This is a genomic window from Viridibacillus arenosi (assembly GCF_001955655.1).
Lineage (GTDB): Bacteria > Bacillota > Bacilli > Bacillales_A > Planococcaceae > Viridibacillus > Viridibacillus arenosi.
In genome coordinates this window covers 58710-83478 of the sequence record NZ_MSPW01000011.1, presented here as the reverse complement: position 1 = coordinate 83478, position 24769 = coordinate 58710, and the positions used below count along the sequence as shown (strand labels likewise).

Annotated in this window: 26 protein-coding genes; 7 read left to right on the top strand and 19 right to left on the bottom strand. The window is 33.1% G+C overall.

The annotated features are described in order from the left end of the window. Nucleotides 1-452: 452 nt before the first annotated feature. The 6 genes from BK137_RS17370 to BK137_RS17345 form a co-directional block, all read right to left on the bottom strand. Nucleotides 453-1331: a hypothetical protein gene (locus BK137_RS17370; protein ID WP_038182560.1), complete on the bottom strand. Its 879-nt coding sequence runs from the start codon at nucleotides 1329-1331 to the stop codon at nucleotides 453-455. Nucleotides 1332-1641: 310 nt separating this feature from the next. Next, entirely contained in the window at nucleotides 1642-2076 is a 435-nt protein-coding gene (locus BK137_RS17365) for a hypothetical protein (RefSeq protein ID WP_038182564.1), read from the bottom strand. 699 nt (nucleotides 2077-2775) lie between these two features. Next, nucleotides 2776-3870 (bottom strand): GerAB/ArcD/ProY family transporter, encoded by a 1095-nt coding sequence (locus BK137_RS17360; protein ID WP_038182567.1) that lies wholly within the window; start codon nucleotides 3868-3870, stop codon nucleotides 2776-2778. 38 nt (nucleotides 3871-3908) lie between these two features. Then, on the bottom strand, nucleotides 3909-4145 hold the full coding sequence (locus tag BK137_RS17355; protein WP_038182570.1) for a hypothetical protein: 237 nt from the start codon (nucleotides 4143-4145) through the stop codon (nucleotides 3909-3911). A 2-nt stretch (nucleotides 4146-4147) separates the two neighbouring features. Then, the gene (locus BK137_RS17350; RefSeq protein WP_038182571.1) at nucleotides 4148-5335 is read right to left on the bottom strand and encodes a Ger(x)C family spore germination protein; all 1188 of its coding nucleotides are present in this window, start codon (nucleotides 5333-5335) and stop codon (nucleotides 4148-4150) included. 3 nt (nucleotides 5336-5338) lie between these two features. After that, nucleotides 5339-6958, bottom strand: coding sequence for a spore germination protein (locus tag BK137_RS17345; RefSeq protein ID WP_038182574.1), 1620 nt, complete (start codon nucleotides 6956-6958; stop codon nucleotides 5339-5341). 566 nt (nucleotides 6959-7524) lie between these two features. Here BK137_RS17345 and BK137_RS17340 point away from each other — a divergent pair. The 3 genes from BK137_RS17340 to BK137_RS17330 are packed head-to-tail and all read left to right on the top strand — an operon-like array spanning nucleotide 7525 to nucleotide 8585. Beyond that, nucleotides 7525-7890 (top strand): DUF2089 domain-containing protein, encoded by a 366-nt coding sequence (locus BK137_RS17340; RefSeq protein WP_038182577.1) that lies wholly within the window; start codon nucleotides 7525-7527, stop codon nucleotides 7888-7890. A gap of 13 nt (nucleotides 7891-7903) precedes the next feature. Further along, nucleotides 7904-8293, top strand: a complete 390-nt coding sequence (locus BK137_RS17335; RefSeq protein ID WP_038182580.1) for an SHOCT-like domain-containing protein — start codon at nucleotides 7904-7906, stop codon at nucleotides 8291-8293. A gap of 10 nt (nucleotides 8294-8303) precedes the next feature. Further along, nucleotides 8304-8585 carry a hypothetical protein gene (locus BK137_RS17330; RefSeq protein ID WP_038183195.1) on the top strand — a complete coding sequence of 94 codons (282 nt, stop codon included), beginning with the start codon at nucleotides 8304-8306 and terminating at the stop codon, nucleotides 8583-8585. Between the two features lie 516 nt (nucleotides 8586-9101). Here the strand turns inward: BK137_RS17330 and BK137_RS17325 are convergent. The 5 genes from BK137_RS17325 to BK137_RS17305 form a co-directional block, all read right to left on the bottom strand. Next, the gene (locus tag BK137_RS17325) at nucleotides 9102-9515 is read right to left on the bottom strand and encodes a YrvL family regulatory protein (RefSeq protein ID WP_235175699.1); all 414 of its coding nucleotides are present in this window, start codon (nucleotides 9513-9515) and stop codon (nucleotides 9102-9104) included. A 368-nt stretch (nucleotides 9516-9883) separates the two neighbouring features. Next, nucleotides 9884-10576: an LrgB family protein gene (locus BK137_RS17320; protein WP_038182586.1), complete on the bottom strand. Its 693-nt coding sequence runs from the start codon at nucleotides 10574-10576 to the stop codon at nucleotides 9884-9886. After that, nucleotides 10552-10956, bottom strand: coding sequence for a CidA/LrgA family protein (locus BK137_RS17315; RefSeq protein ID WP_425318991.1), 405 nt, complete (start codon nucleotides 10954-10956; stop codon nucleotides 10552-10554). The genes BK137_RS17320 and BK137_RS17315 overlap by 25 nt, the downstream gene beginning before the upstream one ends. A gap of 99 nt (nucleotides 10957-11055) precedes the next feature. Then, entirely contained in the window at nucleotides 11056-11934 is an 879-nt protein-coding gene (locus BK137_RS17310; RefSeq protein ID WP_038182596.1) for a LysR family transcriptional regulator, read from the bottom strand. 817 nt (nucleotides 11935-12751) lie between these two features. Continuing rightward, nucleotides 12752-13420 carry a DUF4097 family beta strand repeat-containing protein gene (locus BK137_RS17305; protein WP_038182600.1) on the bottom strand — a complete coding sequence of 223 codons (669 nt, stop codon included), beginning with the start codon at nucleotides 13418-13420 and terminating at the stop codon, nucleotides 12752-12754. A gap of 183 nt (nucleotides 13421-13603) precedes the next feature. On the opposite strand from BK137_RS17305, the gene BK137_RS22400 reads away from it, so the two are divergent. From BK137_RS22400 to BK137_RS17295, 3 genes are all read left to right on the top strand, one after another. Next, a complete protein-coding gene (locus tag BK137_RS22400) occupies nucleotides 13604-13747 on the top strand; it encodes a hypothetical protein (protein WP_038182603.1) in 144 nt (47 codons plus the stop codon). Between the two features lie 65 nt (nucleotides 13748-13812). Next, the gene (locus BK137_RS17300) at nucleotides 13813-14571 is read left to right on the top strand and encodes a MerR family transcriptional regulator (protein WP_038182607.1); all 759 of its coding nucleotides are present in this window, start codon (nucleotides 13813-13815) and stop codon (nucleotides 14569-14571) included. 10 nt (nucleotides 14572-14581) lie between these two features. Beyond that, the gene (locus BK137_RS17295; protein ID WP_038182611.1) at nucleotides 14582-15241 is read left to right on the top strand and encodes a GAP family protein; all 660 of its coding nucleotides are present in this window, start codon (nucleotides 14582-14584) and stop codon (nucleotides 15239-15241) included. A gap of 624 nt (nucleotides 15242-15865) precedes the next feature. Here the strand turns inward: BK137_RS17295 and BK137_RS17290 are convergent. The 6 genes from BK137_RS17290 to BK137_RS17265 form a co-directional block, all read right to left on the bottom strand. Further along, complete coding sequence (locus BK137_RS17290) at nucleotides 15866-16489, bottom strand: DUF3267 domain-containing protein (RefSeq protein ID WP_038182616.1); 624 nt, start codon at nucleotides 16487-16489, stop codon at nucleotides 15866-15868. A 166-nt stretch (nucleotides 16490-16655) separates the two neighbouring features. Continuing rightward, entirely contained in the window at nucleotides 16656-17876 is a 1221-nt protein-coding gene (locus BK137_RS17285) for a hypothetical protein (protein WP_038182620.1), read from the bottom strand. A 165-nt stretch (nucleotides 17877-18041) separates the two neighbouring features. Next, nucleotides 18042-18263 carry a hypothetical protein gene (locus tag BK137_RS17280; RefSeq protein WP_038182623.1) on the bottom strand — a complete coding sequence of 74 codons (222 nt, stop codon included), beginning with the start codon at nucleotides 18261-18263 and terminating at the stop codon, nucleotides 18042-18044. Between the two features lie 165 nt (nucleotides 18264-18428). Next, nucleotides 18429-19055, bottom strand: coding sequence for a GyrI-like domain-containing protein (locus BK137_RS17275; protein ID WP_038182625.1), 627 nt, complete (start codon nucleotides 19053-19055; stop codon nucleotides 18429-18431). 50 nt (nucleotides 19056-19105) lie between these two features. Beyond that, a complete protein-coding gene (locus BK137_RS17270) occupies nucleotides 19106-19528 on the bottom strand; it encodes a GNAT family N-acetyltransferase (RefSeq protein WP_038182627.1) in 423 nt (140 codons plus the stop codon). A gap of 27 nt (nucleotides 19529-19555) precedes the next feature. Continuing rightward, the gene (locus BK137_RS17265) at nucleotides 19556-20596 is read right to left on the bottom strand and encodes a serine hydrolase domain-containing protein (RefSeq protein WP_038182630.1); all 1041 of its coding nucleotides are present in this window, start codon (nucleotides 20594-20596) and stop codon (nucleotides 19556-19558) included. Nucleotides 20597-21060: 464 nt separating this feature from the next. On the opposite strand from BK137_RS17265, the gene BK137_RS17260 reads away from it, so the two are divergent. Beyond that, complete coding sequence (locus tag BK137_RS17260; protein ID WP_038182631.1) at nucleotides 21061-22251, top strand: MFS transporter; 1191 nt, start codon at nucleotides 21061-21063, stop codon at nucleotides 22249-22251. Between the two features lie 493 nt (nucleotides 22252-22744). Here BK137_RS17260 and BK137_RS17255 read toward each other — a convergent pair whose 3' ends face one another. After that, nucleotides 22745-23374: a class I SAM-dependent methyltransferase gene (locus tag BK137_RS17255; protein WP_038182633.1), complete on the bottom strand. Its 630-nt coding sequence runs from the start codon at nucleotides 23372-23374 to the stop codon at nucleotides 22745-22747. A gap of 556 nt (nucleotides 23375-23930) precedes the next feature. Next, nucleotides 23931-24599, bottom strand: a complete 669-nt coding sequence (locus BK137_RS17250; RefSeq protein ID WP_038182636.1) for a hypothetical protein — start codon at nucleotides 24597-24599, stop codon at nucleotides 23931-23933. Nucleotides 24600-24769: the final 170 nt, after the last annotated feature.

Genomic DNA, 24769 nt, shown 5'->3' with positions numbered 1-24769 from the left:
AAAAAATTAATAATGACTAATAATCTAGTAGATGAGGCATCATTTTGACTGGTGGAATAAGCGCCCCCTGAAAGAAGGTGGGCGCTATTTGACGCTTACTTATAGCCTCATTCCCTTAACGTTGGGATAACGTGCTGTTTCAAATATTTAATCATTGCGGTTCGTTCTGCTGACAAAATAAACCCTTCGAACGGCATCCTACTTTTTTAATATATCTTTCTATATTCTTATTAAACTAATCTGCCCCTTTAGTTTAATAAGAAAAAAGAGCTGTCTGAACAGCTCAAAGATCTTCTACTAAAGCACTCCTTTTGTTGAAGAAGAACAGTAATCATTACTAAAAAATCGTTCCTACTCATGATACGTTCAACGAGATGTATCTTATTGAAGTTTTAACACTCATTATATAAAAAAATGACCTGCCTATAAGACTAGTCATTTCATGATAAAAGTTACTTACTAACTTTGATTCGCTTATTTGCACTCACATGTTTTTTAGGTATATGCAAGGTGCTTACTAAAAGTTTGGTTCCTGTTTTCTGTTTACCGATATATGCGCTAAATTTACCTTTGCTATCCGTTTTTACTTTTGCAATACGTGCACCAGCAGGATAATCATAATAAATAGAGATCCATGTATTCTTCTCTGAGTAACCTTTTATATAACTACTTCTTGAAGTTACTTTGTTTATTTTTAATTTCGCCTTTTTATAATCTTTTACTTTAATATACTTTTCTGTTCTATTTCCTGCAAAGTCTATTGCTGTAAATTTGTAGCTTCCATTTTTATAAACAACAAATGGCAGACTATGCCCTGATAATGCTTCTTCTAATGGTATAATTTTTTTATAATTATTTGGATAAATAACTGTCTTAATGCCAGATTCCGCATCTGCAACTTCTATGTTTAGCTGATAGTTACCTGTACCATACTCTAAAGAGGGTTTATTTATCGTTATTTTAGGTTTTTTCATATCTATATTTTTAATATCGATAGTTATTTTTTTGGCTTTTCCCCAGATCAATTCTTTATCTTTATCAAATATATACCAATTATACACTCCGTTTTCGGTTATTTGAATTACTGCTTTATTAGATTGTTCATTATGTAAATCATAAATATAGTTATTTCCTCCATTAGAGTTTGAGGTGTCGATAGTAACTGTAATAGGTTTATTCGTTAATTTCCTATTGCTAAAGGTAATTTTAGCATTTACTTCATTTTCTATGATTGTAGGTGAAAAACTTTCAGCAAATCCTTCGCGTGGATTGCAAAATATAACCAAAGATAACATAGCTATTAGTAATAATACCTTGTACAACTTTTTCACTCTTAATCTACCCCTTTTAATTTCTTATGACATTTTCAAAAAGTCAAAGAATAAACTGAAATACAATTTAAAGACATCATATAACTATTAAATTTTACCATACTACCCATTATTAATGGTAAATCACTTCTTTTTTCTTTAACCATTAATCTTTATCGTTAAATGATAATGATCATATTAAACTAACCTGTCCCTTCAGTTGAATAAAAAAAGAGCTGTTTGAACAGCTCAAAGATCTTTTACTAAGCCCCCAGAAGGATTAAAGTTCAAAATTACCTTCAAACTCTTTTTAAATATCCATATTATCCAATCAAAAATCAGAAAGCTTTTCTCCTGTTAATATTTCAAATAAATCAGTAGAATTTTCCACGTTAAGTCGAACATACTGATCAACACCTCTAACAACCTCTAATTTATCTTTATTTGGACTTATCCAAATTTCATATAACACTGCTTTTTCAGACGATTTAGGATTTTTAGATTGAAATGCAAACTTATAATCAGCAGGACGTACCATATCTACTTTGGCGTTTTTCCAATCATCCCTATTCAATATAATATCTTTCACCTTTTGAACTTGTTTATTATCAGTAATTTCTTTGAAGTCTTCATATTTATTTTCATCACCAATACGCTTTTGAACTTCTATATATTCTCCTTCGTCTTCTTTTCCATTAGAACACCCTGTAATAACAAATAAAATCATTGCCAATGAAACAAATAAGGTCTTTATAAATAATTTCATATGAACTCCCCATTTATTTAATAAGTCGACCTTCGTTATAAAAATTCCATTTCATGCGTCAACAGTATATGTCTTACTAAAGAGTTAGCGAATTTAAGGCGTTGATACGTGAGGTAACAAATTCCTTGTTCAACTAATCTACCTTTTTAGTTGAATAAAAAAGGTACTGCTCAAAAATCCCCTACTAAAGAACCCGTTTATTTAAGTGCATTTTTTCACAAAAATGAACTACATCCTTCTAAACCCATTGCCAAAAACTCACTAAATTTCACTAAACCACCACCCAATAAGAATTCCAACGTAATAAATACACATCCCCTTTTTTTGTGAATTACTTTCCTAACCTGCTACATAATTAATGTACAACTCTTCGCAATTTCTATTATATTTTAACATAAATATCCAATTATCTTCAGAGAAAGTCTACTACAAAATGGTCCTTTTGTTTAACAATGATACATACCACTCTTCGAACCTACCCCTTTAGTTGAATAAAAAAAAGAGCTGTCTTAACAGCTCTACGCTCTTCTACTTAAGCACCCGTTAGTACAATAAGTTCAATAAAATATAACGTTAACCTTCTTAGTTCAAGAATCATCGTTTTTGTACAGCAAATAAGAAATCCCACTCCTACATGTACAAAAAATATCGGATTCTTTAAGGAATCCGTTAGTTCAAGAATCATCTATTTGCTTATTTCTATCCCGTTCTTTTTCTTATTGCATATACGACTACCAACAAAAGAGGTAAAAAAAGTCCGATTGATAATGTTAAGGAATTACCCGTTGTACTGTCCCAATGTTGTTGGTACATGACATTTGGATAAATCACGAGAGAAAGGACAACTGCAATCATGCCTAACGGTAATGTTAAAGGGCGGTAATCTTTCAAATTCAGAATTTGTGCCATCCCTAAAACGGAAGCGTAAAAATAAAGGGTCGTCTTAAAATAGAGGGTGATAACCCAAAGTGAAGCCATTAATCCCTCAATACGCTGTACAAAATTCCCGATATTTATCTTTTTGGTCAGTTCATAGCTTGGATAAATCTCACTTGCAGTTTTGTCAACACCTAATACCGTAACGCACAAAATTGTAATAACTATGATGACAATGCCGCCAATTAAGTTTCCAATTAAAAAAGATTTTTTAGCTTGTTTCATTTTGTTAATAACGGAAGGAAAAATCATTAAGAGAACAATGGCATCAACTGAAGATACTATGACATAAAAAATAGATGATTGAACAATCTTTTTTGTCCCCATCTCATATACAGGCTGTATGTTTTCAAACTTTATTTCAGGTGAAATAAACACCACTAAAATAAATAAAATGACGAAGAACACGACAATTAAGATTTCTGCAGTACGAGCGAAGGTTTCCAATCCAAGACGGACTCCCATCACCACAATCCCCGCCATAAGAATATTAAGGACTACCATTGGAGTATTTGGCATCATATGGATATTTAAGAATAGCCCAAAATAATACAAAAGTTCTGAAGCAAAAAAAAGGGACGTGAGTACAAACAAAGCTGAAAAGACTTTACCTATCCATCTTCCAAATAGTTTTTCAATGATTTGGACATAGGTTAGGTGAGGGAACCAATGTGCTATAGTGATGAATAGCCATATGATTAATAAACCGATTCCCGTACCAATTATAGCGGCAATCCAAGCGTCTTGCTTCGCGTCGGTTGCTAATGCTGATGGTACAGTTAAGATGCTCGTACCAATCGTAAATAAAATAACTAAAACTAGAAATTGGTACGGATTTATTTTAACGTCTTGCATCATTTCATATCATACCTTCCCCTCTACACTGTTCTGTTCTTTTATTTCAACAAAAGAGAAATAACATCATCCAGCGGTTTAAAAATAAAAGTGAGTAAATCAAATGGATTTGGAATAGGTTTTTTAAATCCAAAAAGTGTAATACTTAGACCTACCCCAATTGCAAGAAGAATTGAAAATACAAATAACTCTTTTTTATATTTTTTTTCTAAGAGAGGTGGAACTTCAATCCATAGAATGACTGCAGCAATTACGAGTATTCCAATACTTTTTATCATAATTATTTTACCTCTATCTCATCTAAAAATGAATTACCTTCTGTACCAGTATGCACAATTTTTACGTCAACTTTAACATTCGCCGTCATCTCAGGAAATTCCTCATCCCACTGCTTTTTAATCTTTTTCCATTCTTTCGGATTAGATCGATGAATGGCTTCACCAAATCCAAATATGTCTGACTTAAATTGTTTTTGTACCGTTTCAATGGTCATATTATAAATCTCTTCCAGCTTATTTTCAGTATTCTTCTCTAGCCTAACAATTGTTTCTTGATCATTAAGATTAATTTGACACTCTACTTCCCCAACATTTCCTTTTACTTTAATATTGACATCCACTTCAGGCTTACCTTTGTTTATTTTGCCTTTTATTTTAGAATCGAATTGAATAATCTCTAAAGTGGCTTTCCCCTTTTCAGGACAAGATATAGCAGTTACAGTTTTTTGCACTTCGTTGACGATGCCATTATACCCTCTGCTTTGCCGTTCAGTTAACCAGCCTACCAGTTTATCTTTTTTAAACACCGCTAATTCATCATATTTAATTTGCGCAGAAGGAGTAATCGATTCCACATTCTGTTTGCTTGATCCCATTTTTTCCCCGGTTACTAGAATCCCTGTTAATACGGCTTCCTTTCCATCAATTGTAAGATTGGCTATCAACTCATCTAATAAAAAGCCGTTCGTTGCAGCCCAGAAAGCTTCTGACGTTTTAAGCGTGTTAAACATATGATTGGCGGGTATATTTTCAATCGTTGTTGTGACATTCAGTACTTCCCCTGCGGTCATATCCTTAGCAATAACAACAAAGAAATCAGATCGAAGTTCCCAATCTCTTGACAGAAAATCTAAGGATTCGGCTATACCTTCTTCAGCTAAATCCTCACCAAGCACAAGCGTTCGAAGATGTCCAGGATATATTTTCCGAGGCGAGTTCTTTGTGATTTTTCGAAGGGCTTCATATACCGTTTCTCCGTTTGCCTGAAACAGGGTGACTGGTGAACGCCCAGTACTTGTTTTCGCCGATATTTCCGAAGGAACAACCACTTGAGCAGTTACTTGGTATTCATCTTCTACTTTATCGATTCCTATTGCCAACGTAATGCCAAGCTCATTTAATTCCCTCCGGTCCCAACACCCCGTAAGAAAGAGACTGAGAATCAGAAGAACAAACATGCACTTTTTCATCGTTTAAACCCCTTCATGCTCCTTGTTTTTTGATGTTTCTGGTTTTGCAGCGGCTGAATCTTGTTGCCTAACGATATTTTGTTGATTGATTAGACGGGGTCGAGTAAACATTTTCCATATAGGAAAGCGAATAAACGTATCCTTTTGATCAGAAAGATTAAATGGAGCAAGTGGAGACATATATGGCACTCCAAAAGAACGCAAACTGCATAAATGCAGAAGTAGAGCAATTAAACCAATCGTTATTCCTAATAAACCAAAAGAAGCAGCTATTGCCATAAACCCAAAGCGTAGTATCCTGGCAGAGATAGCTAAGTCGTAAGTTGGAGAAACGAAACTAGCAATGGCTGTTATTGAAACCACGATTACCATCGCTGCAGAGATCATGCCTGCTTCAACCGCTGCTGTTCCAATTACAAATGCCCCTACAATAGACATGGCTGAACCGATGCTTCGTGGCATTCTTAATCCTGCTTCACGCAAGATTTCAAAGGTGATTTCCATTATAATTGCTTCAACAAATGCCGGAAATGGGACACCTTCTCGTTGGGCTGCCAGACTAATAAGGAGTGCCGGCGGTAGCATTACATGATTAAAAGTTGTGACCGCAATAAATAATGCAGGTGCAAGCAATGCAATCGTGAATGCAAAAAAGCGAAGGAGACGAATAAGACTCGCAATATCCGCACGCTGATAGTAGTCTTCCGAAGATTGAAAAAATTGAACGAATAATGCTGGAACAATTAGGACAAATGGTGTTCCATCTACAAAAATGGCTATGCGTCCTTCTAATAATGCTGCAGCTACTACATCCGAACGTTCCGTATTAAATATAGTTGGAAAAGGTGAGTATGGTGTATCCTGAATCAATTCCTCAATATTTCCACTTTCAAGAATTCCATCAATATCTATTTTATCTAAACGCAAACGGACTTCTTTCACTATTTTGTCGTTTGCAATTCCGTTAATATACATCATGGCAACATTCGTTTTCGTCCGTTTTCCAATAACTTTTGATTCCATCCAAAGATTTGGGTCTTTAAGTCTTCTACGAACTAAAGCTGTATTTACACGCAAATTTTCGGAGAATCCCTCTCGTGGTCCTCTTACTACCACCTGGGCTGTTGCTTCCGTTACTCCACGCTCAACCCAATACCTATTGGAAATGATTAAACCTTGGGCATATCCATCGATTAAAATAATCGTATCCCCCGATAAAAGTCCAGTAAAAAGCACTTCAAAATTAGTTAGTTCTTTAATTTCTCCTACTGTCATGGCAAAATCTTTTAATACGGTAATAAGATTTTGTTCAGGAGATAGCTTTTCCTGTAATTCGGTCTCTTTAAAATCGAGCATGAGCGTTTCCAAAATGAAATTTTGTAATGCGGTTGTATCAGTTAATCCATCTGTATAGATAATACCGGCTTTAATAGTTCCTTCTTCTCCAATTCGAATTTCTCGAATGATAATATCCGAGCTTTTTCCTATGGAATCTTTTATTATTTGTATATTTTCTTGAAGATTTGCTTTTAATTCGTTTGTTGAACTTGTCGTCATCATTTGGCTAGCTGAAATAGAATTGGAATGTATTTTAGAATTACTTTTCTTTTTGAAAAAGCCCATACACTACCTCATTTACTGTTTGTTTTTTTGCGTATTTATATTTAATTTTGTTTATTACTTTGCCAATTAGGAAAATATTGTTGATCCGTTAACTTTTCTATTAAACCTGTTGATGAGATATAGATTCTCATTTTCTTTAGCATAAGGAAACTCCTTTTAGCGAAAAAGTCTGAAAACACATATAATCAGTTCAGATTTTTTAAATCATACTACATTTAATAAATAGCAGGATTTTTTCGGCATATCTTCTAATTTATGGACAAAAATGAACGAAAAAATACACTTCCAAAATATACCTATTAAAAAGTTACTGCAATGATTAATAAAATTTACCTCTAAGTCTAAGTAATCGTGCTCATTATGTAACTGGGTATTTTCATCAAGAGAAATGTCTACAATCCATCATGGTAAATACTGAAATGAACAACGAAAACGAATAATTAATAATATTAAACATAAAATTAACATCATTATCTTTTTTCAACAAAAAAATTAATTTTATTATTTATATTTTTGATTTCTCGTTATATAATATAATCGAATCAACTAAAAGGAAGGGTTTCATTATGGCTTATAAAGTAATCACAAATTGTCCTGTCTGCAGTAAAACATTGAAAATTACAAAGTTGCAGTGCACTCATTGTCACACTACGATTGAAAATGAGTTTGAATTATCTAAGCTGGCATCCTTATCAAAGGATCAGCTTCATTTTGTGGAAGTATTTTTAACATGCAGAGGAAATATCAAAGAAGTTGAAAAGGATCTGGGGATTTCATATCCAACAGTTCGAGGTAAGCTAACGGACATCATTTCATCCCTTGGATATGTGCAGAAGAAGAAAAATGAAGTAGACGAGAAAAAGGTTGTCACCATGTTGGAAAATGGCGAAATCACACCAGAAGAAGCCATTAAGCTCTTAAAAGAGGAATAGGGAGGAATTTATCATGAAAGAGGAAATTACAAGAGTGTTAACAATGGTTCAAGAAGGGAAGATTGATGCAGATAAGGGATCAGAACTGATTCAAGTATTAAAAGAGAAAGAAGAAACAGGTAATAAGCTTCTTGAAAAACCGACTAAGTATTTAGATAAAACATTAAAAATTCGTGTTGTATCAGCCGAAAATGATAACGTCACTGTCAATTTGCCTATAAAACTTGTCAAGGTAGTATTAATGGCTGGACACAGCATCGCAGCGAGTATTCCTCAATCGGAAAAATACGTTAAAGATATTGACATAAGCCTAATTATTGAAGCAATCGAAAACGAATTAGATGGCCAAATTGTTGATATTAAATCGGCAAACGGGGATACCGTTTCTGTCATCATTGATTAGTGATTTGCTTATGATGTATGTAAAAGTGAAAGCAAAAGACGTTCGGTTTACCATCCCAATTCCATATGCTATTTTAAACATTGTTATTTCAATTTTGTCTTCAAAATTTTTTCAGCAAAATGCAAACAAATGGACAAAAGAACACTTCGAAAGAAAAAAACTGGAATTTACCTTTCCACTAATAGACAAAAAAACGCTAAAGCCTATCGTCAAGGAACTGAAAAATTATAAAGGGATCGTGCTAGTAGATGTCAAAGCTAAGGACGGTACTGAGGTTAAGGTTAGACTATAATTTATTATTGAATACACTGACCACTGACTGGTATTTTGAAAAAAAGCCTAGTTTCTTGCTTACAATACCGAGAAAATTAGGCTTTGACTACTTTATTATAGCCACTATTGCAGAAAAAAGAGAGTTCATCTTCAATAAAGGCGTCCCCTACAGTTTGATAAAAGAGTAGCTGAGAAGTTTGTCTTTGTCCTAACATCAATCTACCCCGCTGACTTTATGTACCACATCCCATCTACGTACTCTCTCTTGCTTGATAGTAAAGTAACTTCCCATACTTCTACATCTTTATTGACTTGCTCTGAATATTGATAGCATATTGTAGGCAACTCAATGTTCTTCAAGTAAAGCACAGGTTAGTTCAAGAACAATTACTCATCTCTTTCGTAAATGTGATAAAAATAAGGCCCTACCCCGTTAGTTGAATAAAAAAAAGAGCTGTTAAGACAGCTCAAAAATCTTCTACTAAAGCACCCGTTACTTTAAGTGTAATTTTTCACAAGCCTTGCGTTAGATAGCTTATTTCTTAGAATTATATCTATTTCCTATTCCCTTAAATTCTTCACTGTCAATCATCGGAGGTTCATCATCTTTCTCTTTTAATATCAAACCGAAAAGTCCAGAAATCAATGCAAATATGAGTGAACCCTGCCAAGTAATCGCAATATTCGCCATGAAGGTATCGAGTAATTGAATTAACTCAAAAGTAAGACCCGTATTCAAAATAAATGACAACCATCCCTTACTTGATTGAATTATACCGACAGATTTCAAAGCTTTTGGTATCGCATTTGTAATGAGTGAGAGAGGTATTTCAAGGAATACATACATAATAAAGAAAAATATTAAAGCACCAATTGAATCATAATGAAATCCAAGTAATCTTAAAAATATGTATTCAAAAAAAGTAATACCAAGCAGAATTATTAGCACAATAGACGTACAAATTACTATTGTTTTAATTTTATTTATTATAAACGTACCTCCTTACTATTCTGTCCGTTAGCTTAAGTCCATTCTTTCACGATTTTCATTTATCTTACTAAACATTATTAAATAATCTGACCCGATTATGGAATAATCTTATATCTTTTTACCATAAGAAACCCCTTTAGACAATTTACATCTAAAGGGGTAAAGCTTCGCAACTTTTTTATAAACCTCGCGACTTTATTTTCAATCCACAATTACTGTTGGTTTAGAATTAAGTTTGATTATAAATCACTCTAAATCCTTGATTTCAATGCATATAATATCAATTGTTTTGAATTATATTCATGTTAGAGGTTGAACCAATATTCCTACACGTTCAAAGTATGGATAAAAGGTGTTAGGATTAGTGCCCAGATGACTGTAAAGATGGCAGTCAGAATGTAGGATACACTGGAGGTTGTTCCCTCTTTTTCCCCGATTTTAAACGCTTTTGCAGTCCCAAGTGCCTGTGCACCCAAACCATACATCATGCCGATAGACAATGGATGCTTAATGGAAAAGTGCTTCATTATAGTTGGTCCTATGAAGACACCAACAAAGCATGTCAACATACTAAAAAGAACAGTTATGGCAGGAGTCCCTCCAATGGATTCAGACAAACTGACAGCAATTGGAATGGTGACAATGCGAGGAATAATACTAAGCATATAATCCTTTCCCATTGCAAGCAGGTAAGTAAATAAAATTCCAGAAACAACAGCAATCAAGGAACCGGCTGCAAGACTACATACAATCACGCGCCAATTTTTCACCAGAAACGACCAGTTTCGATACAATGGAATGGCTAATGCAACGGTTACAACGTCTAACAATTTATTTATTGGAAAAGTGCCATTTGCATATTCTTTGTATGGTATATCCATTATCAAAAGGAGAACAATGAGCATAACAGGTGTTAGAATGATTGGTGAAAATAACAATCCTGGTTTTTTCCGATTAATCTTTTTCGCCAAAAAATAAAATAGGACAGTGATAATTATATAGAAGATTTTGGTAACCATTTCCTTGCTTCACCGTCTTTTCTTTCTAAAATCCTATCGGAGATGACTCCTGTTGCTATCATCATAAGTGCTGTACCACTAACAACAATGAATAAAATAATTAGTCCTTTGATGCCAAATATCCATGAATATTCCATAAATCCAACGACTGCCGGTATGAAAAATAACATCATCTCGGAAATAATAAGCGTAGCCCCAGCTTGCACCCAATTTAATTTAATCAAGCCTAAATGAAGACCGAAGAATAATAAAATCATCCCGATAATACTTCCTGGAATAGGTACATGAAGAAGAGAGACAATATAGTCACCGATCCAGGTAAATGCAATAATAACCCCAATTTGCAATAAAATTGTTAAGCCCTTTTTCAAGAGCAACACCTCCGAAATAGAACAATATGTAATATAGATCATTCTACTTTGAGATTCCCGATTCGTAAAATATATAAAAGACATCAAAACTATTCCATGAAGTTATAGTTAGGTTTTTCCTTCTTGAAGATAAGTAATGAACTCCCGAACTGCATAGGAAAGATACTTATTCTTTTTATAAATCATTGCCAATTCCCAATCAATCTGAGGTGAAGTAATAGAAACAATAGAAACCTGATCCTTAAATCGGTTTGCTACCGACTTAGGAACAACAGATATCCCAAATTGTGCCGCTACCATCTCTCCAACGATATCCCATAAGGAACTTTTGTAGACTAAATTAGGTTCAAATCCCGATCGCAAACAGGCCTTCATTACCACATCATGCAGAACATATTCTTCGGTAAAGAGAATAAAGGCTTCTTCCTTTAATTCGGATAAAAGTACTGATTTTCTTTCCGACAGCCAATGATCCCTGTCAACAATGACAACTAGTACTTCTTTGAATAAGGGGATGGATTCAAACACTTCAGAGTCAACTGGTGATACGGTAATACCAACATCCACTTCCCCTTGTACTACTTTTCGTTCTAATTGTTTCCCGCTAAATTCGACCATTTGCATTTCAATTTGTGGATAACCCTTTTTAAAATCAGCCAGCACGTTCGGAAATAACATTACACCCAAAGTCGGCATTAATCCCATTTTAATGGTTCCCTTTTTTACATGAACGACTTCGTTTACAGAAGAATGGATATCTTCCATCATCTGCAAAATTTTCAATGCTTGATCATAAACAACCTTGCCCGCATCTGTCAGCTCCACTTTTCTCTCCGAACGATCTAGCAACGTCACTTGAAGCTCCACTTCCAGGCTTTTTATCATCTTACTAATGGAAGGCTGAGATACATGTAGGCTCTCAGATGCCTTCGTAAAATTCTTTTGTTTGGCTACTTCTACAAAATATTTAAGATGTTGAATATCCATTTTAAAACTCCCCCGGTACTATAATTATAATTCCTTCCCGTCATACTAAATGGTTCCATATTTTCATTTTGAACAACCTTCTAATTCATTATATTTTATTGTGTTCGATTCTACATAATTGAGAAGATGATTTTTGGACATCCTTTAACATATTCATGCATTCTTAAAAGTGGTAAATCTCGATATTCAATGAAAATTGTATATATCATTGTTTTTAAAGACCTTCATATTTTTATTGGTGGTCTTTTTATTCTTATTACATAAATGTTCAATTTACTTATAAAGGGTTATTCCACAAAATTACCCATTAACGGAACAACAAAAGGTTGTTCATAAAGGCCACTTTTATTTGTTCATCAAAAGTTAGAGGCTCAATAGTTGGAGGAAGTTCTTTAGATTTGATATCCAAAATCGGTATATGGTTATTACTCGTTTTCTTTTGGCTAACTTGAATAGAACTAACATATTTCCCCTCACAATCTCACAATGCTTAGTTGTTAAAGTTAAAAGAAATTCATGAACATCTTCTTGTTGAACAGTATCCAAAGATTCTATATGATTACAGTTATTTTGAAATCATCGGACTAACCTTATTAATACTTCCATGTCCGTCTTTCTTGCAAAATACCCCTCCTAAACCCTTTATTGAATACGAAATTATGAAGTTCATTATCTTCTTCCACTAAACTCCCCCGTTAGTTGAATAAAAAAAAGCTGTCTAAACAGCTCAAAGATCTTCTAAAGCATTACAAGTCAGTCCAAGTAGAGTTTACGCTTTCTTCTTGGAGTGGTATTAGCTTTGAAGTAGTACCTGTATTTATTTCAATGATATATTTCCTGAAGAGGTTTCCAGCTGCACTTCATAATCTCCGGTCCCAGATGTTCCTTTTGTTTCTTTTTTGCTTTGTTGATTATCATTTAATACAATACCGACTGAACGTCTTCCGCTGTTAGATTTGAGAAGTAGCGTTGCATCAGGTTCATCCTCATTCAATGAAATGTCCACATTCCCACTTGTCGTAGTAACGTGAACCTCACTATGAAAGTGAAGGAAGTCAAGTTTTACACTTCCGCTTTTTCCATTAACTTGTAAATTATGAGTTTGAAGATCCTTACCAACGATGCTACCGGAGGAGCCATTAACAATGATTTCACCTTTGAATTCAGTAGGAATCCGAACTTCCAAATGGGGCATCCGATTGATTTTAAACAGACGGGTTATATCATTTTTTAATCGAATCGTTATTTTTTGCTCCCCCTCTTCCATTTCAATCCCTGGACCATTGTCGTACAAATGTAAGTACGATTCCAATTCATCAATATCCGCTGATACTACATCTATATCGATGCTTCCATTCTCTATATAAATGCTATCTATATCTTTAAGTGAGGCCATTTGAATGTCTTCACTTTCCCCACCCCCTGCACAGGAACTTAAAAATATTATAGTAAGAATAAGCAACATAACCTTACAGTATTTCTTCATTTTTACCATTCCTCTCTTTGGATACCATTATAGAAGGTGACCCCTCGTCAGTTTCAAGGTTTATATAAATTAATTAATAAAGTTCTAATAAATACTTGAAGCTTACCTTGCGTCATTTTGTATACTGTTTAGTAACTACTTTTTTTGCAATATCTAGTTAGATTAGAAAAATAGGGGGATTAGATGAAACAAGACGATATTATTATTTATGGTTGTGTCATTATAGGCGCTGGTGTTGGACTGACTCTGGATAATGCATTTCCTGGTGTGCTGATTGGCTTGGGAACAGGGTACTTACTTAAAACTCTTTTTCGTAAAGAAGAATAAAAGTTGAATGAATAAAACAGTTGTTAACGATTAGGTCTTAACGTACAGGAAGGTAGGTTTATCAGTTGATACACATTAACAAAGTGGGAGAGCTGACAGGTGTTACAGTAAGAACACTGCGTCACTACGATAAAATCGGATTATTAAAACCAACGTCCAAAACAGAAGGTGGTCATCGTTTATATACGAATAAAGAAATACAAAAACTACAGCAGATTCAATTTTTAAAAAAAATTGGATTTCGCTTGAATGAGATTAAGAATATGCTCGCTTCCAGTGAGTGGGATTGGTCGGATAGTCTAAAGAGTCAATTATCATTTGTATTAAAAGAACAGGAAAACTTAAAGAAAATAGAACAGTCCTTACGGGAGTTGATACATGGAATTGCTATTGAAGGTGAAGAAAACTGGATTGCAATTCAGAAGATCATGCAATTATCCAGTAAAGATAAAGAAATACAGCAGGATTATAGAGAATCTGTATTTAAAGAAAGAGAAATAAAGCTATGGAAAAAGGTTCCCAATATGACAAGTGACAGTTCTGATTCACTAGAATGGATCGCTCTGATAGGTCAGTTAAAGCGTTATATCAAGGACGGTCCAAAAGCAACCAAAGTTCAAAATATCATTAGAAGAATGGATGAAAAGCGTTTAGAGGAATTTGATGGTGAGAATGAATTTTTAGATAAGCTGTGGGAAATAAGGATGTCGCAAGAGCAGTCAGAGAAACTGGGATTATATCCGATTGATCAGGATGTGCTTGAGTTGATGAACCAGGCATATGTATTTTTTATGGCTGAAAAGAATAATCCTCAACCGGAATAAGGGGGAAAGAATGGTGAGTACAGAAATACTTCTCCTGATAGGAGGTTTGGCGTTACTGGATACGTTAAGCCCTGCTACATTAGGGGTAACGGTGTATATACTTTTAACAGATAAAGAGAAACTTACCAAACGTTTATTGGTTTATTTATTGACGGTTGCCGGATTTTATTTTGCTGTTGGAGTTTCACTTATGTTAGGATTAGTTTTTTTGTTTGAGATTATTTCTGGCGTATTTCAAAATCGAATCGTAAGCTGGATAGTCTTTATTATTGGCACAATTTTGCTCATCGCAAGTTTTTATGTTCCAACAAAGAAAAATTCAGACCTGCCTTCTCCAAAATCAAAAAGCATTCTCTCAATTGTGGCTCTGGGATTCACTACTTCATTAATTGAAGTAGGTACTGCATTTCCTTATTTTGCAGCAATCGGAATAATGACTACTTCTAATCTATCATGGATGGAATGGTCTTCTATTTTAGCTGGATACAATGTTATCATGGTGATGCCTTCCCTCTTGCTGTTTCTCTTTTATCTCCTGTTTGGTCGGAGGATGCAAAAACCTCTTAAGAAACTTCGGGTGAAAATAGCTAATAATACAGGATCAGCTCTTTCTTGGATAATGTGTATTGTTGGAATTATCCTAATTTTTAATAGTCTGGATTACTTGTAGGGTGTTTGACCAAAGTATTAAATAAGGCAGAAAATGATTATCATATACATCTTTCTCTTTTAATATCAAACCGAAAAGTCCAGAAATCAATGCAATATGAGTGAACTCTGCCAAGTAATCATAATATTCTCCATGAAGGTATCGAATAATTGAATTAACGCAAAAGTAAGGCCCCTATTCAAAATAAATGATAACCATCCCTTACTTGATGGTTATGGAATAATCTTTTCTCATTTTTACCATTAGAAACCCCTTTAGACAATTTACATCCAAAGGGGTAAAGCTCTACTTTATTTTCAATCCACAATTACTATTGGTTTAGAATAAAGTTTGATTATAAATCACTCTAAATCCTTGATTTTACTGCATATAAAAAGCAATCATTTTGAATAATGATTGCTCAAAACGATTGCTTTCTTTATTTTTAAGAACTGTTTTTATAAAAAAGATTGATTATTTTAAATATGCTTAGTCCACTAAAGCACCCATTAGTTTAAGTACATCTATTCACAAACTTAAATGGTTTACTAAGAAAATTCAGTTCATTTATTACAAGAGTGCTGCCCCATTTATATATATTAAATTAAAGCATCGTGCTTAAATAATATGATTTTCGTTCTCTATTTACTTTTCGTTCATATATACACTTTTCCAATAAGTGTTTGGTCCATTACTTTTTAAAGTTGCGTTTTTCGGTACCTGTTTAATTATAAGAAATAGATTAAGTAAATCAACTGATGATGCCAATGAGTTTAGTATTATCAAGAATTTTAATGTCGTTGTTAATAGTCCAAATCCATTTAATATTAGTGGCATAATTATTGAAATAATCAAGAAAGGAGCAATTGTAATGAAGATATATCTTGATTTTGAAATTTCTTCTTCCGTTATCACAAAACCCCCTAACAGAGTAAATCCGACATATGTTTTTTCTGATTTAATAAATTTTGGAATGAAAATTAAATGAAATAATTCGTGAAGTATTAAAAGTAAAAATAGCCAAAATATAATACTTAAATTAATCGTTATTGATATTGCATCAGGTGTTAGTCCAAAATCTTTCAAAGAAATACTGGAAAGTATATTTATTATCCCTATAGAGATGATTGCAGCGACAATCATTAAAGGGACAGATAGCAAAATAGCACTTGTTAAATTCTTAGGTTCTTTCATTGGAATCCATCTATCTTTAATTAATTCTAAATGTAAATTTGGGTTACTTTTTGGCAATTTATTTAGTATTTTCATTTACCCACTCCATTTATTTTTTATTTAGAAGTTCAGAAAGAAAATGACGATTACCTCTATTTATGCAATCACCCCGTTTGATTATTCAACGAACCTACTGCGTTAGTTCAATAAAGAAAAAAAGAGCTGCCTATACGTCCTTGTTACTTAAAGAAGTAAATTAAGATTAATATTTATTAACAAATAAGTGGTAATTATTTTCCCTTTTTAAATATCTCCCTTTTATTTCCCCGACACCTTCTACTACAAGCGAATCAATATTTTCGATGGGTTTATCCTTTAAAATTAAATGTAATTTTTTTATGTCTTGAAGCCTACCTTTAAAATCAGTAATAACATGTTGTTGTATCAGATAGTCTTCATTGTTAATTCTTACCTTAATAAAGTTTTTATGTAAAAGCTTTTCTTCTAGGAAAATAATATTCATTGGGTCAAAAGATTTTGCAGTTATTTCTCCCTCTATACTTAGAAGGATTCCTTTTTGTTCATTAAACTTTTTAAATTCTTTCTTCCTATTTTCTAATGCAAAAATTATTACTTCCTCAGTTTCTGAGCTTATTTCGATTTCTCTGTAATCAATTAGATTACTTTTTATAAAGTTAGCTGAGAGTCGTTTGAAAAAATCATATAATGTTTCCTCTGTTCCAAAAAAATCTTCTTTCCAACCTGGCGATAACTCATCTAGTAATAAACACATAAACAAACCTGAACTATAACAGCTTCTTCTTATATTAGAAGTAGACTCATATTTGTTTATTAAGGATTGTCCGTAGTTTTGTAAAACTGAACCATATTCTAGTGAGCTTTTCTCTTCGTAAGCTTTTAATTCCACATACCACGCAGGTCCCTCAACGGATTCAATTAAGTTTTCATATATTAGATAGTCATTAATTATTGCTGCTCTTTTTTCTTTTAGCTCAATGAAAGTATTAAGATATTCTTTCTTCTTAAGCGTATTTTTTTCTAACAACGCATTATATAGATTCATTCTTTCTAGATTTCTTAATTGCACATTTTCATTTGATAAAGGATATGTGACTCCTAGTAATTCATCAGGAAATCTATTTTCCCCCTTAATATATTGATAACCGTGAAATAATTCGTGTACGAGAATAGAAAACAAACTTTCATAGTCCCCATACAATTGAAGATCTACAATTGCTGTTGGATATTCTTCATAGAGGATTAGTGTACAACCATTAAACTGTTCATCTCGTTTTAAAATTTGATATGTATTTTGTTTATTTCCTTTAAATTTAGGATGATTGTATAAATAAACATTACAATTATCATATAAGGCATAAGCAACCATTTCAAAACCTGGCCAATAATTTTCCAAATTTTCTTCTACTAATTCTTGTATTATTCGATTTAAATAGTTCGTCATAGGTATTATTTCCCTCCCTTTAATGCAGTTACCATGATATAAATTCTATAAGAGAAGTTATTTATCCTTCTTTGAAAGGTGCCTTATTGAACTAACTTGTTGCTATAATAAAAAAGCGACTGTTCACGTTGAAACAAACGCTTTAGATTTCCCTTTTAATTGTCTTCATTTTTTCTTACTTATGAACCAAATTAATATCGTTAGAACAAATAGTATGACTGGAGTCAAACCAACATATTTCCAAGCATTATTTGCCCCTAAAAAATAATATGCTATCGGTATGAATGTAATCGTACTAATTAGTAAGAATACCCAGTATTTTTTAATAATACCTACCAATAAAGCTACAATTGAGATAGATAACGAAAGTTGCCATAATAACAACATTTCCCTACCTCCATTTAACTTATTCGTTCTTCTTATCCCGCCTCTTTAGTTGAATTTTCAACAAAGAAGAACGTTAATCCGTCTTGGATCATCGCTCCCGTTTGTTTAATTACAATCCTTCATATATTTCAATAATAAATGTTCATTATGAGTTAAGAGATTATGCTATTCTATTGACTTAACCTTGTATCTCAAAACTGTTTTTAACTTTGCAGGTTCAACTTTTCTAAAATCTGAAAGATATATTTCCCTATGTTGTAATGAAGTTCTTTCAAGATTATTATTTTTTATAAATTCATTCATTAATTCAAAACTTTTAGGCTCGTCATCATATGGACCAATATGAAGCATCTGAACAGATAAACCATCTTGAAATATATCGAACGTTACATCATTTAGGAATGGATGTGGTTTCTTTTTTTCTACGTTTTCAAATGCTCTCTCTACTATTTCAGTTGTTACAAAATCTGGTTGTCTTATCATAATAGTATATAATAATTCATCTTTATTTAATGTATCCAATTCCCTTCCCTTTTCTGTTAAATCCCAAATGCCTTCTAATGGATATACAGTATATTCATAATAACCATCTGGAGTGTATCCTTGCTTCGGCATCATTCTGACCGCATAAGCCAAAGAATAAAGTACACCTATCTTTTCAGCGAATTCGTGCTCATTTGGATTTCCTTTTCCCTTTATCAAAAAAAATTTCTGTTCTGGAATTGTTACAAGTTCAGGTTTTTGTTTTGGGATATATAAATTCTTCTCTTGTTTTCTCCATTCGTATTTCAATAGTTTTTGTTCCCCTCTATATATTATTTTCATTATGTTTGAGTACTACTTCAACGTCCTTCGTTACTAAAAACCCAGATTTTGAACACATCACTTTGTTCTTGTAATTTCCAACCTGATTTATAATAATACTCATTAAAATTGGAATCAGTCGGACATAGTGCAACAATTGGTAAATCATTAATCGTATTTAACATCTTTTTTAACAACCCTTGACCACGATAAACCTCGCTTATCGCAAATTGATACAAAGAAATTTTATTTTGTGTTTTTTTACGGTAAAACCGAAATGCTCCTACTACTTGACCTTCTACTGTTGCCACTATCATTTGCTTTCTTCTTATAGCTGCTTTAATTCCAAGAGGACAAAAAAACTCATCAGAAAAAACTGCACTGTTTTTACGATCTAAATTTACGTTAAAGAAATGCACAACTTCAAAGATATGAGTTGGATTCGCTAAAGCTATTTGCATCTTTCTCCCCCTGTAAATACCGTTTTTTTATAGCATAAGTGATTTATATATATTTCCTATAATTCCTTCCATTTGATGAACACCTAATTCTGCATTCGTCATGATAACCGCACCTTTTTCTAGGTTTGAAAATGCTACCATCATACATTGAAAGCCTACGCCCCAACCGAGTGATGTAATTTTTATTTCTCTTTCAGAGTCTTCAAGAAATACACCTAATCCAGTCCAACTCTTACCTTTTTGAGGTGATATCATTTCTTTTGCTAATCTTTCTGAAATGCTAATTTTACTTTCTCCTTTTAGCGCATTCAGTAGCTCAAGAACTAATCGAGCTAAATCTAAAGAAGTTGTCCATAATCCAGAAGCTGCTGGATAAGGATATATAGGATACTTACCATCTACCAATTCACCGTTTTTATTATGACCGCAAGAAAATTCTTTTTTATCCATCTCTAACATTGTTGTTGTATCTAGATGGCTATTTTTCATTCTTATTGGCTTAAATATTAACTCATTCACTACTTGATAAAATGGCTTCTCAGTAACATCTTCAATTAGTTGCTGAACAATACAAAAACCTGCATCTGAATAGTGAAATTCACTCTCTGGTTCACAATGTACTATAATAGGAGCTTTACAATAAGGCGTTTTCCCCTCTAATAATTCAACCATCGAAGGAATACCTATTTTTGAATTTAGTTCAGAAAAACTACCTTCTGGGTCCTTTATCCCGGATTGATGACTAAGTAAATTTCTCAATGTAACGCTTTTATTTTTAGTGAATTCATTTTCTGGTAATTTCCACGATACAAGTCTAGTATTTATGTCCTCATCTAAGTCAAGAAGTCCTTCCTCTATTAGCTTTATTGCAATCATTCCTGTTAAGAACTTGCTAATGGAACACGAACTAAAAATAGAATTTTCATTTACTTTTCTATCGCTTTCTACCTCTAGTAAACCGTAATTTTCGGTTCCGCTAATTTGACCGTTCTCAAGCAATGCAATACTAATACCTGGGACATTATAATATTTCATTTGTTCTTCGATGTTGTAATTTTTTAATTTCATATTGATCCCCCTACAATAGTGTTATCAATAAAATTGTAACACGAATGTACGTTCTGTTGTATGTATTTGGAAAAAATAAATATTTAATTAACATACTGCTTAAGTGCAATAATAAAAATGTGCTTCCTAAGTAACTCAATGATTTTCCACAATAGCCCCCGTTAAGTTGATTCCTTCATAATCTCTCCTACGCAACAAGTAGACGCGTTCAAGTATATTCTTTATCTTTTTTTATAATGTATGAAATCTTTACCTAATACATAATGCTATCAATAGATTATCAAGAGAAATGTGCTTTCTTAAATAGTTTTCTGCTAACTCTCGTTGCGTTGTTGATTCCGGTAATTCATTAACCTCTATTTAATAAGAAAGTGTTTTTCTCGCAAAAATATTTTATGGTATGATGTTTAGGTCATTTATCTACAATGTGACAAATTTACATTCATCTAAGAGAAGAGGTACTTATGCACTCTACAAAATTATCCAAGCGACATTGGTTGCTCATCTTAACACTTTCTTTATTAACATTTGTTCTAGGGACAAGCGAATTTGTAATTGTCGGAATCTTAACCGATATTTCCTCGAGCCTTCTTATAACAAATGCAAAAGCAGGCACACTCGTATCTGCGTTTGCAATTACGTTTGCCATCGCCACACCACTAGTGATGTCAGCAACAAGTCATTTTCCAAAGCGTAAATGGATGTTGTTTTTGATAGGATCTTTCATCGTCCTGAATGCTTTGTGTGTATTCTCGACGAGCTACTTCACTCTCCTTGTACTTCGAATTATGACAGCGATTGTAACAGGAGTATTAATCTCTCTAGCCATGATTGTTGCAAGTGAAACCATGCCGGTTAAAAAACGAGGACTTGCTATATCATTCGTTTTCGGCGGTTTCACACTTGCAAATGTCGTTGGAGTGCCAATTGGTATTGTCATCGCCGAATCGTACGGTTGGAATGCCACTTTCATGTTAACTACTTTCCTAGGAGGATTGGCTTTTCTAGCATCCTTTTTTGTCCTGCCTAATAGACTCAGCCAAATACGCAGTTCTATACGGGATCAGTTTTCTTTAATGACAAATCCAAGAATTTTGATGGCTTTCTTCATTCCTGCTCTCGGATTTGGCGCAACTTATGCCGTCTTTACGTACCTTGTTCCTATCCTGAAGGGAATGGAAGTACCAAATCATTCAATTAGTTTAGTCTTATTTGGGTACGGATTTATCTCGATTTTCAGCAACATCCTTGCCGGTAAAATTGCTAGCCACAATGCCATTGGTCGCCTTCGGTTTGTTTTTCTTGTGCAGGCAGTTGTTCTGACAAGTTTATTTTGGACTACAAATCATTTTATTTTAGGACTGGTAAACATTGGATTGATGTCGTTAATGGCCATCCTCTTAACAACATCTACTCAGCTTTATTTAATAGACCTCGCAGGAATTTATCAGCCAAAAGCAACAGGACTCGCTGCTTCACTTATGCCAGTGGCAAGCAACGTAGGAATTGCCTTTGGTTCCGCATTAGGCGGAATTGTATACCATCAAGGGAATTTAATGAATGTTACTTGGGTCGGTGGGATAGTTGCAGTCTGTGCAAGTCTCTTAACTTTCTTTAGTCACCTTTTAGATCAAAAACAAAAGAAATCAGCATAAAATGAAAGCAACAAACGCTTGACATGCTTCCTATGGTATCTCCAAAAGAACCAAAATCTTCCCATGCCATAATTAATGATTTTACAGTAATTCTTTTATATAAAACTGAAAAAAGAAGTATCAAAGACGTTTAGTTGTTCTTTGATACTTCTTTAACAAATACCCCTTACTATGATTCGATTTCGCTTTTATATTAACAGTAACTATTCTATATAATTTTAACTAATATTCTTTATTACTTTGCAAAATTAGATTAAAAAACACCTTATTTAACTAACCTGCCCCTTTTGTTAAATATAAAAAGAGCTGTATGAACAGCTCAATGATCTTCTACTAAACTAGTATATTTAGTTAAAATCCCCCTCTATTCCTTCAATATCATTTTGTATTTCATATAATCTCTCTACCAATTGCAAGTCTCGGCGAATAGATGAGTATACTGACATCCTATCCGCTAACAAATTACTACTTTTGTTTTTTTGTCTGAATATATTTATAGTTCTTTCTTACATTTTACAATTATAAATTTTACTGGAGGTTTGATTTTCATGTTTTTATTTGGTTCATCAATTTCTGAAAGCTCTACTAGTCCATATTTTTCAAATTCTTGTTTTATGGAATCAGAATCATAAAAAAACATTTTTACGCCTTCCATTATCTCGAAATAGTCTTTATCCAATTGCTTGCCCTTTCCAAACATTGGGGCTTTTTTTGAAACAGTTGTAAAAATCATATATCCATTTGGCTTTAACTGATTATAGCAATCTTTAATAAACTTATCTCTCTCACGATTATTCAATAAGTGAAGAAGTGCATGGCAAAATATACCGTCATAACGTTTTTTATCAAAAGGCATGTCAATTACTGAACCATGAAAAATACTAATATCAAGTCCGTTTTTCCTCGCCAAATCAATTGCAGTTTTTGAAATCTCAATACCTGTTACATTAATTCCATTGTCAATAAAAACCTTTGCATTTCTTCCATATCCAATACCTGGTACCAGTATGTCCTTAACATTCCTTTCAAGGAAAAAGTCCTTTGTCACGATTGCAGAGTCTGTAGGTTCAAATCCCCACATCGTTTGTTTTTCTATAAAACTTGATTCCCAAAATTCCGTCATATCTCTATCTCCTTTATGTTTTATTTTAATTGGGATGCAATTTTGCTTGACGCTCATGTTAATTTCAAGTAATGTCTATATGCCTAAACTCCAATAAATGAGGATTCCCCCAATCCAGTTCTTTTATATTAAAATAGGGCAACTAATACATAGTCTTTTTAATTCAAACAAGTATATTACAGATTCTTTATATCTGCAATTAATATAAATCGATCTCTTAAGTAAGAAAAATATAGCTAGCTATTTTGAAGCTCTTAAAAGCTGAATACTACGCTTAATCTGAGACTGTAAATTCTTCATCCTCAATGGGAATTATCAACTTTCAACTGTCCGAGGTCCTTTGTTATGGCTTGTCTATCTTGTAAGTAGCTGTAAATAAAAATTTGCAAATCGTTAGGTTTTTGATGTTTTATTGTTAACTATATAGTTCGGTTAAAATTGACAGAGTTAGATGTTGATTTTTAAGTGATAGACTGCCTCCCTTCTTGTTGTTTTGATGAAAATAAAAAATACCCTCCAAGAATATCTTTGGAGAGCATCCTAATCTGAGTAAACTCTAAAATCGATAAGGAAATTGCATGATAATAGCTTTTGAAATCATATCTGACATTTCCAATGCTTCTGCTACGATTTTATCAAAAACTTCAATATTAAATTTATAGTTTTTCTGAATCATAGTAACTGCTTCATTTTTAGTTAAGGCTAAATGTGAATAAAACATTTTTCGTAATTCTTCTTTATTTATATATGGATTTATACTACTTAAAAAAGATGTGATCTCATCTGCATTACGATACCATTCTTTCTCTTTAGCATCTACTGTTTTTGTATCACCTTTTACAGCTGCAGTAACTAATTGTGCGGCTATTACTAAATGTTCTTTCATTAGCTCAGTATAATGATCTGCGATTTTGTCACCATAATAAGGACGGAGGCAATTCCCTAAATCGGTAGCATTTTGTAAAAGTCGATCTTGTACAAATGGTAAATCTGGCAAACCAAAAACAATGCTTATAATAGTCATCCTGGTCCAGTTGACATGCTCCATCCAAAGTAACCGATTCATACTTATATAATCAGCTGCTGCTTTACTGATGCAACGAGAGGCATTATAGTTTGAATTTTGGTTCAAAAAATGTCTAAGGGATGCGGTATATTGTGAGTATGGAGGGTTATAATTCGCTATTCCAGGATACGAGTAGAACCCATTTGAATAAGGGTACACTGTACATTCACTCCTTTAATTTATGGAACCCTAAATTAGGTTCTTTCATTAGGATACTCAGAAACAACAAAAAATGTGAAATGACTGTACAACGTAACCATTCATCATTATCTAGTGATTCAAGACAGATGATATTAAATCAAACTTTTATTAACACTCTCCTAAAAGCC

Bases quoted from the DNA above. Each gene is read 5' to 3' on its own strand.
- BK137_RS17285 (WP_038182620.1), bottom strand. From the start codon at position 17,876: ATGACGAACTATTTAAATCGAATAATACAAGAATTAGTAGAAGAAAAT.
- BK137_RS17355 (WP_038182570.1), bottom strand. From the start codon at position 4,145: ATGATAAAAAGTATTGGAATACTCGTAATTGCTGCAGTCATTCTATGG.
- BK137_RS17270 (WP_038182627.1), bottom strand. From the start codon at position 19,528: ATGCAAATAGCTTTAGCGAATCCAACTCATATCTTTGAAGTTGTGCAT.
- BK137_RS17365 (WP_038182564.1), bottom strand. From the start codon at position 2,076: ATGAAATTATTTATAAAGACCTTATTTGTTTCATTGGCAATGATTTTA.
- BK137_RS17260 (WP_038182631.1), top strand. From the start codon at position 21,061: ATGCACTCTACAAAATTATCCAAGCGACATTGGTTGCTCATCTTAACA.
- BK137_RS17320 (WP_038182586.1), bottom strand. From the start codon at position 10,576: ATGGTTACCAAAATCTTCTATATAATTATCACTGTCCTATTTTATTTT.
- BK137_RS22400 (WP_038182603.1), top strand. From the start codon at position 13,604: ATGAAACAAGACGATATTATTATTTATGGTTGTGTCATTATAGGCGCT.
- BK137_RS17330 (WP_038183195.1), top strand. From the start codon at position 8,304: ATGATGTATGTAAAAGTGAAAGCAAAAGACGTTCGGTTTACCATCCCA.
- BK137_RS17290 (WP_038182616.1), bottom strand. From the start codon at position 16,489: ATGAAAATACTAAATAAATTGCCAAAAAGTAACCCAAATTTACATTTA.
- BK137_RS17335 (WP_038182580.1), top strand. From the start codon at position 7,904: ATGAAAGAGGAAATTACAAGAGTGTTAACAATGGTTCAAGAAGGGAAG.
- BK137_RS17350 (WP_038182571.1), bottom strand. From the start codon at position 5,335: ATGAAAAAGTGCATGTTTGTTCTTCTGATTCTCAGTCTCTTTCTTACG.
- BK137_RS17255 (WP_038182633.1), bottom strand. From the start codon at position 23,374: ATGACGGAATTTTGGGAATCAAGTTTTATAGAAAAACAAACGATGTGG.
- BK137_RS17310 (WP_038182596.1), bottom strand. From the start codon at position 11,934: ATGGATATTCAACATCTTAAATATTTTGTAGAAGTAGCCAAACAAAAG.
- BK137_RS17280 (WP_038182623.1), bottom strand. From the start codon at position 18,263: ATGTTGTTATTATGGCAACTTTCGTTATCTATCTCAATTGTAGCTTTA.
- BK137_RS17305 (WP_038182600.1), bottom strand. From the start codon at position 13,420: ATGAAGAAATACTGTAAGGTTATGTTGCTTATTCTTACTATAATATTT.
- BK137_RS17295 (WP_038182611.1), top strand. From the start codon at position 14,582: ATGGTGAGTACAGAAATACTTCTCCTGATAGGAGGTTTGGCGTTACTG.
- BK137_RS17340 (WP_038182577.1), top strand. From the start codon at position 7,525: ATGGCTTATAAAGTAATCACAAATTGTCCTGTCTGCAGTAAAACATTG.
- BK137_RS17360 (WP_038182567.1), bottom strand. From the start codon at position 3,870: ATGATGCAAGACGTTAAAATAAATCCGTACCAATTTCTAGTTTTAGTT.
- BK137_RS17265 (WP_038182630.1), bottom strand. From the start codon at position 20,596: ATGAAATTAAAAAATTACAACATCGAAGAACAAATGAAATATTATAAT.
- BK137_RS17345 (WP_038182574.1), bottom strand. From the start codon at position 6,958: ATGGGCTTTTTCAAAAAGAAAAGTAATTCTAAAATACATTCCAATTCT.